Below are 17,044 nucleotides of genomic sequence, written 5' to 3'. Positions count from 1 at the left end.
GCCGGAGCCGCACCCCTTTTCGTGGTCAGGAGACGTTGATCCGCCCGAGGGTCAGCCAGCCGGGAACGGTCGTGTCCTGGTCGGCGTTGGCGAAGCGCAGCGGCACCCCGTTCCGCAACGGGTTGGCGGCCCGCAGGACCAGCGTGTGGTCGCCCTTCGGCAGCCCGAGCGGCAGGGACGCGGTGAGCTCGGCGGGCTCGCCGGGCATGACCCGGGTCAGCTTCCATGACGTCGTCCAGGTCCGGGCGATCCGCCCGTCCCGACCGGCCGCGGCCACCTGGACGGGCCAGTCGTAGGGGAACGGGGCGACGCCGTCGTTACTGATCCGTACGGCGAGGTCGAGGCCGCGCCCCCGCTGCCCGGTCCGCACCGCCGTGACCCTCAGCTCGTAACCCAGCGACTTCGCGCCCTTCAGCGCCTGGTCGTAGGCGGCGCCGGTGTATCCGGGGCTGAAGGCGTGGTGGTTGAGCAGCCAGGTGGCGTGCGTCTGGGCGACGCTCGCCCCGAAGTCCTTGTCCCCGTCGCCGGGGCAGTCCATCGGCGTGTTGAACAGGCAGCCCTGCAGTTCGGGCCGCAGCTCGCCGCCGTTGGGGTTGGTGCGCCACTTGTCGGTGGTGCCGGCCTGCCGCATCAGGTCCATGAAGTGCCAGCCGGGGCCCGGCAGGGTGGAGTACGCGAAGGAGTCGTCGTGATAGCCCAGGTCGTGCGCCTTGTTGTCGGCGCCGGGGTAGCGGACCATGAGCCGGGTCCGGTCGAAGGCGTCGTCGTAGGCGTTCAGCACCCTGAGCTGCTCGGCCTGGGAGGCGAACCAGTTCTCCGTGCCGGGGTCGCCGTTGTGGGGCCAGGTGTGCCATTCGCCCCAGAAGCCCAGCAGGCCGAGCTGGACGAACCCGATCCGCGGGTCGCCGTCGTAGCGGCGGCCGAGCGCGGCGATGAACCGGTCGAGCGCGGCGGCCAGGTTCGGGTCGTCGTAGTCGGGCGACACGCTCTGCCCGTCGTTGCCGAAGTCGTCGTACGGCCGGGTCAGCAGGCCCTGGTCGAGCAGGAACCGCGGGACGCCGCTGGGCTTGCCCGGATAGTCCAGGTAGAAGCGGAACGCCGCCTGGTGGCCCCGGCCGGCGATCGCGTCCAGTTGCTCGTCGAGCGCCCGCCAGTCGAAGCGGTGCGCGCCGGTCATCACCGCGTTCAGCGGCAGGTAGAACCACTCCATCGAGTGCGGGAACGTCGTGTAGGCGCCGGCGTAGGGGATGAAGCCCTTCAGCGGGTTGGCGTCCGCGGCCTGCCCTGCCGCCAGGTTCCGCCAGCCCGGTCCGGCGGCCGAGGCCGGGGTCGGGGCGGGCAGCGCCGTGACGGTCGCGGCCAGGAGGGCGGCGAGCGCCATCCGGGCGGGCCGGCCGGTCGGGGTGTGGACCATCGAAGCCTCCACAGGATGATCGCCAAGGCAATTATGAGTCGGCCTTGACAAATATTCGATGAGCCACATCATTATTCGAGAGAGCCATCAAGGCAAGAGGCAACTTCTGGACCCTCGGCCCCACCCCCCAGGAAGAGGCACCTCCCATGATCAACAAGAAGCTGGCAGGAGCGGCGCTGTGCGCGCTGCTGGCGGGTACCACGCTCACCGCCTGCGGCGGTTCGGAGACCGGCGGGCAGGCGGGCGGCGACGGGGGCGGCCAGGTCACCCTCGACTACTGGCTGTGGGACGACAACCAGCTGGCCTCCTACCAGGCCTGCGCCGACGCCTTCCAGAAGGCGAACCCGAACATCACCATCAAGATCACCCAGACGGCCTGGGCGCAGTACTGGCAGAACCTGACCACGCAGCTGGCCGCCGGCGAGGCCCCCGACGTGTGGACCAACCAGGTGTCGTACTACCCGCAGTTCGTCTCCAGCCGGCAGATCCTCGACATCCAGCCCTACGTCGAGGCCGACAAGGTCGACCTGACCCAGTACCAGGACGGCCTCGCCGACCTGTGGACCAAGGACGGCGAGCGTTACGGCCTGCCCAAGGACTGGGACACCGAGGCGATCGTCTACAACGCCGACCTGCTCGCCAAGGCCGGCGTCAAGCCCGAGGAACTGGCCGACCTGACCTGGAACCCCACCGACGGCGGCACCTTCGAGCAGGTCATCGCCAAGCTCACCGTCGACGACAAGGGCCGCAACGGCCTGGACCCCGACTTCGACAAGAACCACGTCGCCGTCCACGGATACCAGCCGGAATGGAACGACGGCTCCCAGGGCCAGAACGGCTGGGGCGAGCTGGCCGCCGCCAACGGCTTCACCTACCTCGACAAGAACCCCTGGGGCACCCGGTACAAGTACGACGACCCCAAGCTGATCGAGACCATCGGCTGGTACAAGGCGATGACCGACAAGGGGTACGCGCCCCGCTTCGACAAGCAGTCGACGCTCGGCATCGACGCCGTGATGAACTCCGGCAAGGCCGCGCTCACGATCGCCGGCTCCTGGACCATCAACACGTACATGGGTGACGGCGCCCAGCACAAGTTCGCGCTCGCGCCGCTGCCCGTCGGCCCGGCCGGGACCCGCAAGAGCGCCATCAACGGCCTCTCGGACGCCATCTGGGCGGGCACCGAGCACAAGGACGCCGCGTGGAAGTGGGTGAAGTACCTCGGCTCGGCCGCCTGCCAGGACGTGGTGGCCGCCAACGCCGTCGTGTTCCCCGCGATCAAGACCTCGGCGGAGAAGGCGCTGGCCGCCCACCAGGCCAAGGGCCGTGACGTGCAGGTGTACGTGGACTACACCAAGACCCCGGGCGGCACGTTCCTGCTGCCGATCACCGACCACGGCACCGAGATCAGCCAGATCGTCCAGGACGCCCTGCAGGCGGTCATCCTCGGCCAGATCGAGCCCGCCGAGGCGCTGAAGAAGGCCAACCAGCAGGTCAACGCCCTGTTCGCCTGACGTTTCACCAGTTGCTGCTCGAAGGAGAACCATGCCCCTGCTCGTCGACCTGGCCGGTCGTGAATTCGCGATCGAGCTCACCAGTTCCGAGCCCCCCACGCCCGTCGCCGGCGGTCTCGTCCTGCCGTCCGGGCGGGTCGCGATCCTGCACGGTCTCGCCGACGCCCTGTTCTACCGGCATGGCCAGAACTCCTGGAGCCCGTGCGGGTGGCGCCGCCTCAGCGAGCCCCCGTTGCGGATCGCCGACCCGCGGCGGCGGCTGACCGCGGACGACACGATCTGGGACGACCCCGCCCGCCACCACTCCTCGGCCGTGGCCGCGCTGCAGGGCGACGACGGGCAGGTGCTGCTGCTGGGCTCGCTCGGGCTGGGCACCCCCCGTCTGTCCGCCGACCTCGACACCCTGGCCGGCTGGTATGAGGACGACGGCGCCCCCTGGTTCCTGGCCTACGGCCCCGAACAGGAGGTCTTCGCCCGCTACACCGACCAGCTCGCGGCACGGCTCGGCAGCAGCGACCGGCAGGCCGGCAACGTCTGGTGCACCTGGTACGCCTACTACGAGGGCGTCAGCGAGCAGGTGCTGAACAAGGATCTCGCCGCGCTGGCGGGCCTGCCGTACGACGTGGCCCAGATCGACGACGGCTGGGAGGTGGCCGTCGGGGACTGGGAGCCCAACGACAAGTTCCCCTCCGGCATGCGCGCCCTGACCGACCGCATCGCCGCCGCCGGGATGAGGGCGGGCCTGTGGCTGGCCCCGTTCATCGTGCTGCCCACGTCGCGGACCGCCCGCGAGCACCCCGAGTTCCTGCTGCGCGACGGCGACGGGCAGCCGGTCGTCGCGGGACACAACTGGGGCACCTCCTACTGGGCCCTGGACCTCACCCACCCCGCCGTACAGGACCACCTCACCGAGCTGATCCACCGGGTCGTGCACGAGTGGGGCTTCACCTACCTCAAGCTCGACTTCGTCAACGCGGGAGCGGTCCCCGGCGTCCGGCACTCCGGCGCGCCCCGCGAGCGGGCCTACCGGGACGCGCTCGCCCTGATCCGGCGCGTCGCGGGCCCGGAGGTCTACCTGCTCGGCAGCGGCGCCCCGCTGCTGCCCTCGCTCGGCCTGGCCGACGGGCTGCGCAGCGGCCCGGACGTCGCCCCGCTGTGGACCAACTACGCCACCGACGACCCCTCGGACGCCATGGCCTACAACGCCCTGGTCAACACGCTGCACCGGCTGTGGCAGTCACCCCTGCTCCAGGTCGACCCGGACATCGTGTACTTCCGCAGCCGGCTCAACCTGCTCACCGAGACGCAGATGGGCTGGCTGCGGGACCTGGCCACGATCTGCGGCTTCAAGGCGGTCTCCGACCCGCCCTCCTGGCTGAGCGCCGACGAGCTCGCGCACCTGACGGCCTACCTGGCCGAGCAGCCGGAGATCGTCCGTACGGGCCGCTACAGTTTCGTCATCGACGGCCGTACCGTGGACTTCGCGCCCGCGCTGGGGCCGGGGCAGCAGTATCCGATCTCCTGACGAAGCGCTAGAATTTCGCTGAAACGAAGCATAATCGGGGGTGCAGGGGTGCCGGAGGCGGCCGGGGCGGACGTCAGCAGACTGCGCGAGATCAACTCGCTCGGCATCCTGCGGGCGATGCGCGGCCAGCCACCCGTGACCGTCACCGAGCTCGCCCACCGAACCGGTTTGTCCCGGCCCGGCACCGACGTCGTGGTCCGCGGGCTGGTCACCGACGGATGGGTGCAGGTCGTCGAGCCCGACGGCAGCAGCGTCGGCCGCCCCGCCCGCCGCTACCGCTTCAACGCCGGCGCCGGGCACGTGCTCGGCGTCGACGTCGGCGGCCACAAGATCCTCGTCCTGCTCGCCGACCTCGAAGGGCAGGTGCTGCACAGCCACCGGCTCCCGGTCGAGCCGGACGCCGACCCCGCCGCGCGGCTCCAGGCCCTCGACACCGCCATCACCCAGTGCCTGTCGGACGCGGGGATGCGGCCCGATCAGATCTGGGCGGTCACGGTCGGCGTGACCGGCCCGGTCGACGCCACCGGCCGCACCACGCTGTTCACCCCGCTGCCCGGCTGGGCGAGCGTCTCGCCCGCCGAGCACCTGTCGGCCCGCTTCACCTGCCCGATCCTGGTCGAGAACGACTGCAAGCTCGCCGCCGTCGCCGAACGCTGGAAAGGCGCCGCCCAGGACGCCGACGACATCGTCTACCTGCTCGCGGGCATGCGCACCGGCGCCGGCCTCATCCTCGACGGCACCCTGCGGCGCGGCTACGGAGGAGCGGCCGGCGAGATCGGCGCGCTCAAGGCGGTCCGCTGGCTCGCGGCGCCCTCCCACATCGACAACTGCCCGGGGGTGCCCGAGGGCATCCACCCCAACGACAAGGCCGCCTGGGTCTTCGAACGCGCCCGCGAGGGCGACCGCCACGCCCGCCAGGCGCTGCGCCGCTACGTCAAGGACCTGGCCGTGGGCGCCGCGGCCCTCGTGCTCACGCTCGACCCGCAGGTCGTCATCCTCGGCGGCGGCTACTCCCGCTCCGCCGACCTGCTCATCGAGCCCTTCGAACGGGAGCTCAGCCGCCTCTGCCTGCGCGTCCCCGAGATCCGGGCCTCCGTCCTCGGCGCCGACAGCGTCGCACTCGGCGCGCTGCGCGTCGCCCTGGACCAGGTCGACGCACGGGTGTTCACCGACGGGCTGCCCACCCTCCACGCCTGAGCGGATCACCCCCCTTATCAGCGTCCGCATGCCTGGCTGCGGGGTCAGGCGGTCGAGGTTCCGCTGGATGCGGCCCATCATCTCCAGCGCCTCGGGCGGCATCCGGGCGGGGTCGGGCATCGCGGGGCGTTCCAGTCTCTCCTTGGACGGTGACGACGAACTTCCGCCTCGCCGCGCCGGCGGCGGGCGCGCGCCGGGGATCATCAGCAGCACGGGCCCGATGCCCTGACCTCGTAGTGCAGGCATGCGCCGGGAACCTGCAGCGTCCCGGTCCGGACGTCGTTCATCGGGGTCTTCCGTTCTGATCAGGGGGTGGGTCAGGCGGGCTGGTAGGTCAGGTCGAGCACGCCCGTGGTGAAGGTGGCCGACCGGGTGAGCTTCAGTGGCACGGGGGCGGTGCCCTCAGGGAACAAGCGCTCCCCGGTGCCGACCACGAGCGGGTGGATCAGCAGACGCAGCTCGTCCAGGAGCCCGGCCTGCAGGAGCGCGCGGACCAGGCTGATGCTGCCCGCCAGGGTGACGGTGCCGCCCGGCTGCCCCTTGAGCTCCTTCACCGCGGCGACGACGTCGCCCTCGATGAGGGCCGCGTTGCTCCATGCGACCGTCGTGAGGGTGGTGGAGGCGACGAGCTTGCGGATGCCGTTGATCGCTCCGGCCAGTTCCCCGGTCTGGTACGGCCAGACGGCGGCGAACGTCTCGTAGGTGACGCGGCCCAGCAGCAACGTGTCGGCCTCGGCGTACATTTGGCCGACCGCCGCGCTCATCTCCTCGTTCAGATAGGGGAAGTGCCAGGTCTCCGGCGCCTCCACGACCCCGTCCAGCGCGACGAACAGGCCAGCGGTGATCTTGCGGGCAGGCATGGGGAGCTCCTTCGACAGCCAGGCGGACCGGCCGAGTGGCCGAGTGGCCGAACGAGCAGCAAGCTTTTCTTTTACAACCACGCTTTGTCAAAACAAGCATGCAACAGGATCTGCGGCGCGTCAGTGTCAGTCCCGGGCTCCGGCGTCGATGCCGCCGAGGATCAGGTCGGTCAGCGCCGCGACGGCATCGGCGACGACGGCCCGCCCCCGGTTGAGCTCCGCGGCGATCGCCTCCGCTGCGCCCAGCGCGCCGACGCAGCGCAGCCGGAGGGCTTCCTGGGTGAGCCCGGAGTACGGCCGCAGGGCGGTGGCCATCAGGTCCGTGAAGCCGTCGAGCAACTCGCGCTCGATTGCCTCCATCTCCTGGTTGCCCTTCAGCGCGGCCGAGATGGCGGTCCACTCCGGCATGTCGGTGGCGCAGGCGAAGTAGGCGGCGCTCAGGACGCGGGCGATCTCGCGGGGGACGGCCGGGGCGTCGCGCAGGGCCTCCTCCAGGGCGGCCCGGTGCCGCTCGTCGAGCCGCCGGTAGAGCGCGATCAGCAGGCCGGGGCGGGTGCCGAAGTGGTCGTAGACGATCGGCCTGCTCACTCCGGCGGCCTCCGCCAGGCTGAGCAGCGTGAGGCTGTCGGTGCCGTGAGCGCGCACGATCGTCATGGCGGTGTCGAGCAGTTGCTCCCGTCTGGCCGGCCTGGACAGGCGCGTCGATCCCGTGGTCATCGTCCTCCCTTGCGTTACCTCCCATCGTAAGCTACAAAATGTAACTTACAGAATGTAGGTTAGAGAGAGGACATCACTGTGGAGCACTCCGTACTGATCCTGGGCGGGTCCGGCGAGGTGGGCGCGGAGACCGCGGCCCTCCTGCGCCGGTGGCACCCGGAGCTGCCGTTGACGATCGCGGCCCGCGATCTCGGCCGCGCCAGGCGGGTCGCCGACGAGCTCGGCGGCGCGACCGCCGTGACCATCGACGTGCGTCGGGACGGCCTCGGCCTCCAGCAGACCGACGGCTACTCCGCGGTCGTGGCAGCGCTGTGGGACAGCCACCTGAACGGACTGCGTTACGCACAAGACCACGGCCTGCCGTACGTCAGCATCTCCAACGGCCTCAACGACATCGGACCCGAGGTCGCCGCCGCCGGCCAGCGAGCCGGCGCTGCGCCGATCCTGCTGGCCAGCCACTGGTACGCGGGAACCGTCGTCCTCGCCACGCTCGCCCTCGCCAGGCAGTTCGACCGGCTCGACACCATCGAGGTCACCGGCGTGCTGGACGAACAGGACGGCGGCGGGCCCGCGGCCGTGGCTGACGTCGCACGCCTGCTGGCCGCCGCTTCGGCGGCACCCGTCCGCCGCGACGGCGTCTTCGACTGGCTCAGCGGCCCCGACGCGCAGGTGGAGGTCACCAGCGTCGACGGCACCGTGCTGCCCGGCCAGCTCGTCCCCATCCTCGACGTACCGAGCCTGGCCGTAGCGACAGGCGCGGCCAACGTCCGCGTCGCCTTCGCGATCGGCGAATCGGCAGGCAGACGGCACGGCGGGCCCGCGTCCGCGGAGGTCAGAATCGACCTCGAAGGCGTGGATCGCACCGGCGCACCCCTCAGGACGAGCCACTACCTCCTCCACCCGGAGGGGCAGCGCCCCCTGACGGCGCTCGGCGTCGCCCTCGGCGTCGAGCGGCTGCTCGGCCTGCGCGGCACCCCCGTGCAGCCCGGTCTCCACACCCCCGAGGCGTTGATCGACCCCGGCTACGCGGCCGAACGGCTGGCGGAGATCGGCGCCACCTTCACCGACGCGCACGGCGGACCAGCGTCTCCCCCTCGGATGCAGGCGTCCCGTGAGCAGGGGAGGAAACTCTGACGGAGATGCCGGACACCTAGTGGAGCCACGCGGCGAGAAGGGTCTCCGCGATCACGTCGGCTGCGTCGTCCGGGCTCTGGTCAGGCCGCCGCGTGCACCAGGGCCTCGGAGACCTGGGAGAGCACGGCCCGTGCCACCGCGTCGGCCCGGCGCAGCAGCGTCGCGAACCCACCGGCACCGGTCAGGGAGCCCAGGGCGAAGCGGCGTTCGTGGACGGAGCCCTCCCCGGTGATCAGCCGGCCGTCGGGGAGGCGTACGTCCAGGAGGCCGGCCGCGTGACGGGCCTCGCCCCGGGCGTACAGGCCGGCGAGCAACGGGTCGGCGCAGCCGTCCGGCCCGGACGGCAGCCGCCGCGCCTCGATGAGCGTCCGGGCCCGCGTCAGGCCGGGAACGGTGGGGCCGCTCGCCCGCCAGCCGTCCTCGTCCTGCTCGATGCGCGGCTCGGCCCCGATGAACGTGACGATCCCCGCCCTGGCCAGGGCGTGCAGCTCGGCCTGGCGGGCCAGGGACGGGCCGTCGGCCAGCAGGCCGAACAGGTCCTCGAACCACGGATCGCCGGCCATGCGGGGGCGCGCGTCCCGCAGCGCGCGGATCAGCGCCAGGTCGGGGCTGAAGGCGGGGTCGGCCCGCCGTTCCAGGTCGGCCGCGAGATAGCCGTGCATCCACCGTTGCAGCCCGGCGAGGTCGCCGAAGCGCATGCCGCGCAGCGGGCGGGCGAGCCGGTCCAGGTGCAGCCGGTCGGCGAAACGCGGCACGGACCTGGTCACCAGCGCGCGCATCTCCCTGCCGCCCGGCTCGGCGCGGACGAAGGCGGGCTCGAACGCCGCCCACGTCGTTCTCGTACGGGACGGGTGGGCGGTGAACAGCTCCCGGTAGTAGGCGTACGCCAGCTCCTTGGCCGTCGCCTGCCGCTCGTCGCCCTCGTACGGGAACCGCCGCGCCCGCGCCTCCCCGGCCGGCTCGTATCCGGGACGGGCGTGGTGCGGCACGCCGCGCCGCGAGCCCACGTACAGGAGGGGTTCGAACCCGCCGGGCAGGTAGACCGGCTCGCCCTGGCGCCCCCGGGTGAAGCGGCCGCCGCGCCCGACGGTGAGCGGCGCCAGCAGGTCGGTGAACGCCCGTCCCGCGCCGCGCACGAGCACCGGCTCCCCCGCGGGGACGTTCTCCAGGTCGTGGCCGGGGCCGCCGGGCAGGTGGAGCAGCCCGTCCCGGGCGGCGACGTCATGCTCCCCTGACCCGGGGCGGCCCTGGGCCAGCACCACGGCGTCCGCCTCCAGGGTCCGGCCGTCCAGCAGGCGTACGAGCTGCCGGCCCGCCGACTCGGTGAGCCCGATCGCCCGGTCGCGATGGACGTGCACCTGGACGCCGTACGGCGATTCGCACTCGGGCGCGGCGGGGTCCACCACGTGGACCTCCACCGTCCGCCCGCCGCCCGGCTGCGGGGCCCCGGCGCAGATCCTGTCCACGACGCACGTCCCGGCCGGTCCCGCGCCGATCACCACGATCCTGCCCACCGCGTGGCTCATGATCACGACGCTACCCGCCACTCCCCCTATAGTCAACTATCCCTACTGGATATACATGGAAATGGAAGTGCGGGGAACGGGTTGTCCGGCAGGAGCAGCACCCGGCGCGCCCGGTCCGGCTGCCCGGCCGCGTCCAGGTGCAGCAGGGCCGCCCCGATGCCGGCCGCGCCGACCATGTAGCCGGTGTCCGCGCTCACCTCGCCGGGCCGCACCCGGCGGTAGGCCTGGTACCAGCGGTAACCGCGTCCGTCGTGATCGTCGGCCCTGGCGACCAGGTCGGCCGCGAGGGTGCGGGCGAACTCCAGGCAGGAGGACCGCCCCGTGACCGCCCACAACCCCACGAACAGCTCCACCAGCCCGGCCGTGCCGCAGCACTGGCAGGCCGAGTTCCAGTAGCCCGGCGTACGGCGCGGCGGGGCGGAGCTGTCGACCACGCCGCGGGCCAGCCGCTCCACCCAGTCCAGGTCCTCGGGGTCGCCGGTCACCCGGTACAGCTCGTAGAACATCCTGGCCACCCCGGCCGCACCCGAGCAGAACCCCGCGTAGTACAGCTCCCCGGAGCACGGCACGTGGTGCGGGACCAGCGCCCGGTCGCCGCCCGTCACGCTCACCTCGCGCACGAAACCGGCCCCGCTGCGGGCGGCGCGGAGGAAACGCTCGTCCCCGGTCACCCCGTACAGGCGGGCCATGAGGAAGGCGATCCCCGCCGAACCGGTCAGGAAACCGGGGGCGACCGCGTCGGAGGGCAGCCCGTCCAGGCCCCCGTGCCGGCGGCCGGGCACGGGCAGTCCGGCGATGCGCAGGCCCGCGCTGACGGCCGCCTCCTCGTACGCGGGCTCGCCGAACCGGGCGGCCGCGCGCAGCAGCCCCAGCACGATGCCCCCGTCGCCGAGCTGGGCGGGGTCGAACGTCCAGCCGAAGCCGTCCACCCGGGCGTGCCCGCTCGCGACGACCAGGTCGGCGATGGCCGCCGCCTCGGCGTCGAGCCGGTCGTCCCCGAGCGCCCAGCCGGCCTCCATCAGCGCGATCATCGTGCCGGTCAGCCCGTGGTGCAGCGTCAGGTCGTCCTCCCGCCGCCAGGTGGCCGCCAGCCACCGTGCGCCCTCCCGCGCGTCCTCCAGGTACGCCTCCTGCCCGGTGGCGGCGGCCAGCTCCAGGAAGAACAGCACCACCCCGGCCGCGCCCGAGTACAGGGACCGGGGCCGCGGCCGCAGCGCCGGCCTGCCGTGCCGGTCCGGGTTGGCCCGCCAGTGCCTGCCGTGCTCGTCGTCCACGGCGGCGGACCTGATCCAGCGCGCGGTCGAGATGGCGGCCGTCATGGGAGAGTGAGCACGGGCGCTCATGGGGCGGATCTCGTCCAAGCTCATGCCGGGACTATGGCACACCTTCCGGACAAATGCAGACTATTTCCGTAGGTTTGGTAGGGAATTTTGCCCGGCAGGGCCGTGCTCGACCAGCCGGCCGTCGTGCAGGACCGCTACCCGGTCGGCGATCCGCGCGGCCAAGGGCAGGTCGTGACTGATGACGATCAGGGTCACGTCGAGGGCGGTCAGCAGGTCGAACACCTCGGCCTCGGTGACGGGGTCGAGGCCGGAGGTGATCTCGTCGCAGATCAGCACGTCGGGGCGGCCGAGCAGCGCGCGGGCCAGGGCGGCGCGCTGGAGCTCGCCGCCGGACAGCGCGTGCGGCCGTCGCCGGCCGGCGCCGGGGTCCAGCCCGAGCGCGGCGAGGGTCTCGACGGCCTCCTCCCGGGCGGCGGGCACGGGCAGGCCGCGCAGGCGTACGGCGGTCCTGGCGACCTGATCCACGACAGCGCGGTAGGGGTCGAACGAGGCCAGGGCGTTCTGGAAGACGTACTGGACGCGGGCCAGGTCGGCACGGCCGCGCCGCCGGGGCAGCGGACGGCCGGCCAGGCGGATGACGCCGGAGGACCACGGGCGCAGCCCGGCCACGCAGCGGGCCAGCGTCGTCTTGCCGCTGCCCGAGCGGCCGACCACGGCCAGCCGTTCGCCGCGCGCCACGTCGAGGGTCACCTCGCGCAGGATCCCGGCGCCGAGGTCCTCGATCTCCAGGAGGGCGACCGGTTCCGCACGGGACTCCGGCTCACGGGGGCGCGCGGTGACGAGAGCCCTGGCGTACGCGGTACGCGGGCGGTCGAGGACCGTGGGGCCCGACTCGACGACGCGGCCGTCCTTCAGCACGACCACCTGGTCGGCCAGTTCCCGCACCAGTTCGAGGTCGTGGCTGAGCAGGACGACGGCGACGCCGAGCCCGGACAGCTCGGCGGCGACCTCGGCCCGGGTGACGGCGTCCTGGCCGGTGGTGGGCTCGTCGGCGACGATCACGGACGGGCCGGCCAGCAGGACGTGGGCGAGGACGAGCCGCTGTTGCTGCCCGCCGGACAGCTGGTGCGGGAAGCGCCGCAGGAAGTCCCGGTCGCCGGGAAGGCGCGCCTTGGACAGAGCCTCCGGCACGGCGGTGCCGTGGCGCGCCGCAATCTGGCGGAGCACGGTGCCGATGCGCAGCACCGGGTTGAGCACGCTCGCGGGATGCTGCGGGATGAATCCGACGGTTCCCGGCGGCGGAGGCTGACCGGCGGCGATGCGGCGTCCGGCCACGGTGACGCGGCCGGTCACGCGGGCGCCGGGCGGGTGTTCGCCGAGCAGGGCGAGCGCGGTGGTGGTCTTGCCGCTGCCGGACGCGCCGACCAGGGCCAGCGTCCGAGCGGCGGGCAACGTGAAACCGACCCCGTCCACCAGGGTCCGCCCGGGTACGGCGACCGTCAGATCGTCAACGTGCAGCATGAGGGGCCCTGTTCAGTACGCGGTCCACGGTGAGGTTCAGCCCGACGGCGAGCATGACGATCATCAGGGCGGGGGCGAGCACGGCCCACGGGTTGAGGAAGAGCCCGCCCCGGTTGCGGTCCACCATCACCGCCCAGTCGCTCGCGTCCGGCGGCCCCGCGACGCCGAGGAAGCTCGCGGCGGCGATGAGATAGAGCGAGCCGGTCAGCCGGGCGCCCGCGTCGGTGGCGAGCACGCGGGCCAGGGACCGGGCGACGAACCCGACGGTGATCCGCCACCAGCCCTCGCCCTGCAGCCGCATGGCCTCCACGGCCGGACGGCTGCCCGCCTCCAGGGCGCACGCGCGGACCAGACGGGCGATGTCGGGCAGGTGCACCAGCATGACGATCCAGACGAGCACGCCGTCAGGAGCCAGCGCGGCCACCACCAGGAGCAGCAGCAGGGACGGCACCGCCATCAGCAGGTCGAGCGGCCGCATCATGATCTCGTCGAGCGCCCTGGGCGCGCTCGCCGCGGCCAGCCCCCACAGCGTGCCCAGTAGATACGCGCCGGCGGTGGCCAGGACAGCGGTCATGACCAGGGCCCGCCCACCCAGCAGCACCTGGTGCCAGACGTCGCGCCCGGCGAAGTCCGTGCCGAGCAGCCCCACGTCCGCGAAGGAGGCGGAACGCGCCACCTCGTACGGGACCAGCGGCCCCGCGAAGGCCACGACCAGCGGCACGGCGAGCAGCAGATACCTCATGCGCGCGGCGCCAGCCGGAACGAGACGACGTCGGCGACCAGGTTCACCAGGACGGTGGTGACCGCGAACAGCAACGCCAACCCCTGCAGGACGGGAAGGTCACGGTGACCGACCGCGTCGGCGAGCGTACGGCCCAGCCCGGGGATCACGAACACGGCCTCGACCACGATCACCCCGCCGAGCAGCCAGTCGACGGTACGGGCCAGGTGCTGCACGACCGGCGCGAGCGCGTTGGGCAGCGCGTGCGCGAACCCGTTGAGCCCCAGGCGGCGGGCGTGCCGCACGTACGGCGAGGCCAGCACGTCGATCATCGCCGAGCGGACCAGCCGCCCGGTGGAGCAGACGGGCCGGACCAGCAGCACCGACACCGGCAGCACCAGCGCGGCGGCGGTGAGCCCGCCGAGCCCGGTCGGCGGCAGCCACGCCAGCACCACGCCGAAGACCGCCACCAGCACGATGGCCAGCGCGAACTCCGGCACCGCGTAGAGCGCGGCGCTCACCGTGGTCAGCGCCCGGTCGAACCCGCCGCCCTCGCGCCGGGCGGCGGCGACCCCGAGACCGACCGCGAGGGGCACCAGGAGCAGCACGGTGAGTCCGGCCAGTACGGCGGTGGGGGCCAGCGCGTCCAGGACGATCCCGGTGACCGGACGGCCGGAGACGAGCGAGACGCCGAGGTCGCCGCGCGCCAGGGCCTGGGCCCAGGAGGTGAGACGTTCGGCGAGGGGACGGTCCAGGCCGAGGGCGGCGCGGATGGCCGCGATCCTCTCCGGATCGGGCTGGTCGCCCGCCAGCACCACCGCGGCGTCGCCGGGGAGGGACTCCGCCATCAGGAACACCAGGCAGGCGACCCCGGTGACCTGAACGACGCCGACGGCCAGGCGACGGGCGGCGTAACGGGCCAGGTTCACGCCAGTCGCACCTTGTCGAACCTGGCCCAGTCCAGGGTGTTGGCGGGCGCGGGGAGCACGCCGGTCACGCCGGGCGAAGTGGCGACGATCCAGTCGGCGAACCCCCACACCAGCAGCCCGCCCTCGGCGTGCAGCATCCGCTGCATGCCCAGATAGGCGGCCTCCCGGTCGGCCGCGGACGGCGCGGAGACGGCCTCGCGGTAGAGGGCGTCGAACTCCGGCCTGGCCCATTTGGTGGCGTTCGTGGTCGAGGTGGACAGCAGCCGCTGCGCGATGTGGGTCTCGATCGGCATCGCGCCCGAGCGGAAGCTGACGATGGAGCCCTTGGTGAGGATGTCCGACCAGTACGTGTCCTTGTCGCCGCTCACGATGGTGGCCTTCAGCCCGGCGGCGCGCAGCTGGTCGGCGAAGACCGTGGCCGCCTCGACGAAGCCGGCCGCGGCCGTGGAGGTCGTCAGCTCGACCGGCAGCCCGTCCGCGCCCGCCTTCCTGATCAGCGCCCTGGCCCGGTCGAGGTCGAACGCGCGCTGGGGGATGCTGTCGGCGTAGTGCAGGTAGCCCTTGCCGAACAGGTCGTTGCCGATCTGCCCGGCGCCGGGCATGACGGTGTCGACGAGCTGCCGCCGGTCGGTGAGCAGGAACATCGCCTCCCGCAGGCCCGGATCGTCGAACGGCGCGCGGTCCACCTTCATCGCGAACGCGTTCATCGAGCTGCCCGGCGCGCGGACGATCGTGAGGCGTCCCGCGTGCTGGCGGGCGGAGGCCGGGGAGAGGTCGTGGGCGTAGTGGACCTGGCCGCCGAGCAGCGCGTTCACCCGCGCGGACTCCTCGTTGGCGATGAGGAACTCCAGCTCCTCGATCGACGGCGCGCCCTCCCAGTAGTCCGGGTAGCGCTTGAGCAGCACCGAGCTGCCCGGCTTCCACGACACGAAGGAGAACGGCCCGGACCCCACCGGCCTGCTGAAGTCCGTGGTCCCCTCCGGGACGATGTACGCGCCGAAGGCGGCCAGCACGTTCGGGAACTCGGCGAACGGCCGCCTGAGCCCGAACTCGACGACCCGGTCGCCGACGGCCCGGCTGCTCCGCAGGTCGATGAGGGCGAGGCTGGACTTGGCCCGGAACGTCTTGCCCGGGTCGGTGATCCTCGCGTAGCTGGCCAGGACGTCCTGGGGGCGTACCGGGCGGCCGTCGTGGAAGGTCGCCTGCCGCAGGGTGACGCGCCAGCGGGTGAAGCCGGCGTCCGGCTCCCAGCTCTCGGCCAGGCGGGGCTGGGGTGAGACGTCCGAGCCGAGATCGGCGAGCTTGTCGTACAGGGCCTTGGCACGTGCGGCCTCGTTGAACAGGTTGGCCAGGTGCGGGTCGAGCACCTCGGTGGCGCCGCCGCCGGCGAACACGGCACGCAGCCTGCCCCCGCCGGTGGAGGGCGCGCCGCCCGTGCCGCATCCGGCGAGCAGGGCGGCTCCGGCGGTCGCCGCGAGGAAGCCGCGGCGGCTGAGATGGTCACGCATTTTGGGGGTCCTTCGCGGATCGGTCTCGTACGGGTCGGGGAAGTTCAGGCGGGCACAGCCGCGCGGCGTTCCAGGGTCAGGACGGCGGCCGCGCAGGCCAGGCCGATCGCCGCGCACACGACGAACCCGGCCGTGCCCGCCCAGCCGATCAACGCGGTGCTGGCCGCGGCGACGATCCCCGAGACCAGGTAGAAGACGCCGAAGTAGGTGCCGGTCAGCGCATCGCCGCCGAAGGCGCCGATGCGCTCGTACACGAACGGCTGGGCCATCATCAGGCCGAGAGCCAGCGCCAGCGCCGCGACCAGCACGGGGACGATGCCCGGGAGCAGCGCGGGAACGAGGAAGCCCGCGCCCATCACGGCCAGGCCCCACGCCATCGCGCGGTCCCGGCTCACCGCCGACCCCAGCCACGCGGTGATCCGCACCTGGAGCGCCAGGGTCGCCACGGTGGACACGAGGAACAGCAGCGCCACCGAGCCCGCCGTGCCCGTCGCCCGCTCGGCGGCGAGCGGCAGGACCAGGTAGAGCTGGTTCTGCAGGGCGTACATGCCGCTGAGGGACAGGGTGAAGGCGAGGAAGCGGCGGTCGGCCAGGCAGCGCCGCCAGTCGCCGAGCACGGACGAGCCGCTCGGCGTCACCTCGCGCGCCGGCAGGACGCACGCCTGCGCGACGGTCAGCACCACGAAGATCACGGCGGCGGCGACCGCGGCGGCGCGGAAACCGACCAGCAGCAGCACGCCGCCGAGCACCGGCCCGCACAGCGCCCCCGCCTGGGCGTACACGTTGAACAGCGCGAACGCCCTGGCCTTGTCGGGCGCGGCCACCGCGATGTACGCGCGGACCGCCGGGTTGAACAGCGCGCCGGCCAGCCCGCTGAGCACGGCCGCCGCCAGCAGCAGCGGCAGCGTGACGCCGAACGCGAACAGCCCGAACCCGACGGCGCGCAGCGCGCACCCCGCGATGATCACGCGACGCGCGCCCAGCCGGTCGGAGGCCGAGCCGCCGATCAGGAACAGGCCCTGCTGGCTGAGGTTACGCACCCCCAGGACGACGCCGGTGACCGCGGCCGACAGGCCCAGATCCTGGGTGAGGTGGCCGGCCAGGTAAGGAACCAGCAGGTAGAAGCCGGTGTTGACGCCGAACTGGTTGACCAGCAGCAACCGTACGGGCCAGGAGAGCTCTCTCACGCCGCCCG

The 17,044-nt window shown here is 72.8% G+C and carries 14 protein-coding genes; 4 read left to right on the top strand and 10 right to left on the bottom strand.

Annotation, left to right across the window (positions count from 1 at the left end):
* Positions 1–25: 25 nt before the first annotated feature.
* Complete coding sequence (locus tag AC27IY_RS36180; RefSeq protein WP_423475933.1) at positions 26–1,414, bottom strand: DUF4832 domain-containing protein; 1,389 nt, start codon at positions 1,412–1,414, stop codon at positions 26–28.
* 146 nt (positions 1,415–1,560) lie between these two features.
* Between AC27IY_RS36180 and AC27IY_RS36175 the strand changes: the two genes are divergently transcribed.
* Genes AC27IY_RS36175 through AC27IY_RS36165 form a run of 3 tightly spaced genes read left to right on the top strand, consistent with a single transcriptional unit; the run spans position 1,561 to position 5,650 of the window.
* The gene (locus AC27IY_RS36175) at positions 1,561–2,928 is read left to right on the top strand and encodes an ABC transporter substrate-binding protein (RefSeq protein ID WP_487180768.1); all 1,368 of its coding nucleotides are present in this window, start codon (positions 1,561–1,563) and stop codon (positions 2,926–2,928) included.
* 31 nt (positions 2,929–2,959) lie between these two features.
* Entirely contained in the window at positions 2,960–4,453 is a 1,494-nt protein-coding gene (locus tag AC27IY_RS36170) for a glycoside hydrolase family 36 protein (protein WP_487180767.1), read from the top strand.
* A gap of 48 nt (positions 4,454–4,501) precedes the next feature.
* Positions 4,502–5,650 carry an ROK family protein gene (locus tag AC27IY_RS36165; protein ID WP_487180766.1) on the top strand — a complete coding sequence of 383 codons (1,149 nt, stop codon included), beginning with the start codon at positions 4,502–4,504 and terminating at the stop codon, positions 5,648–5,650.
* A gap of 317 nt (positions 5,651–5,967) precedes the next feature.
* On the opposite strand, the gene AC27IY_RS36160 is transcribed toward AC27IY_RS36165, so the two are convergent.
* Both AC27IY_RS36160 and AC27IY_RS36155 read right to left on the bottom strand, forming a co-directional pair.
* Positions 5,968–6,510: a dihydrofolate reductase family protein gene (locus tag AC27IY_RS36160; RefSeq protein ID WP_487180765.1), complete on the bottom strand. Its 543-nt coding sequence runs from the start codon at positions 6,508–6,510 to the stop codon at positions 5,968–5,970.
* 126 nt (positions 6,511–6,636) lie between these two features.
* Positions 6,637–7,227, bottom strand: coding sequence for a TetR/AcrR family transcriptional regulator (locus AC27IY_RS36155; protein WP_423449918.1), 591 nt, complete (start codon positions 7,225–7,227; stop codon positions 6,637–6,639).
* 78 nt (positions 7,228–7,305) lie between these two features.
* On the opposite strand from AC27IY_RS36155, the gene AC27IY_RS36150 reads away from it, so the two are divergent.
* Positions 7,306–8,361, top strand: coding sequence for a saccharopine dehydrogenase NADP-binding domain-containing protein (locus tag AC27IY_RS36150; protein WP_487180764.1), 1,056 nt, complete (start codon positions 7,306–7,308; stop codon positions 8,359–8,361).
* Positions 8,362–8,441: 80 nt separating this feature from the next.
* Here the strand turns inward: AC27IY_RS36150 and AC27IY_RS36145 are convergent, their stop codons facing one another.
* From AC27IY_RS36145 to AC27IY_RS36115, 7 genes are read right to left on the bottom strand one after another with little or no spacing between them, the layout of a single operon-like run.
* Positions 8,442–9,887: an FAD/NAD(P)-binding protein gene (locus AC27IY_RS36145; protein ID WP_487180763.1), complete on the bottom strand. Its 1,446-nt coding sequence runs from the start codon at positions 9,885–9,887 to the stop codon at positions 8,442–8,444.
* A gap of 32 nt (positions 9,888–9,919) precedes the next feature.
* Entirely contained in the window at positions 9,920–11,254 is a 1,335-nt protein-coding gene (locus tag AC27IY_RS36140) for a lanthionine synthetase LanC family protein (protein WP_487180762.1), read from the bottom strand.
* 36 nt (positions 11,255–11,290) lie between these two features.
* A complete protein-coding gene (locus tag AC27IY_RS36135; protein ID WP_487180761.1) occupies positions 11,291–12,691 on the bottom strand; it encodes an ABC transporter ATP-binding protein in 1,401 nt (466 codons plus the stop codon).
* Positions 12,678–13,433 carry an ABC transporter permease gene (locus AC27IY_RS36130; RefSeq protein ID WP_487180760.1) on the bottom strand — a complete coding sequence of 252 codons (756 nt, stop codon included), beginning with the start codon at positions 13,431–13,433 and terminating at the stop codon, positions 12,678–12,680. The genes AC27IY_RS36135 and AC27IY_RS36130 overlap by 14 nt, the downstream gene beginning before the upstream one ends.
* Complete coding sequence (locus tag AC27IY_RS36125) at positions 13,430–14,341, bottom strand: ABC transporter permease (protein WP_423449908.1); 912 nt, start codon at positions 14,339–14,341, stop codon at positions 13,430–13,432. The genes AC27IY_RS36130 and AC27IY_RS36125 overlap by 4 nt, the downstream gene beginning before the upstream one ends.
* Positions 14,338–15,849, bottom strand: a complete 1,512-nt coding sequence (locus tag AC27IY_RS36120) for an ABC transporter substrate-binding protein (protein WP_423475943.1) — start codon at positions 15,847–15,849, stop codon at positions 14,338–14,340. The genes AC27IY_RS36125 and AC27IY_RS36120 overlap by 4 nt, the downstream gene beginning before the upstream one ends.
* 44 nt (positions 15,850–15,893) lie before the next feature.
* Positions 15,894–17,036 (bottom strand): MFS transporter, encoded by a 1,143-nt coding sequence (locus tag AC27IY_RS36115; RefSeq protein ID WP_487180759.1) that lies wholly within the window; start codon positions 17,034–17,036, stop codon positions 15,894–15,896.
* Positions 17,037–17,044 lie beyond the last annotated feature (8 nt).

The sequence above is a fragment of the Nonomuraea sp. B208 genome (genome assembly GCF_057536035.1).
The sequence above is the reverse complement of the archived record's forward strand: the minus strand, read 5'-3'. Positions and strand labels throughout refer to the sequence as shown.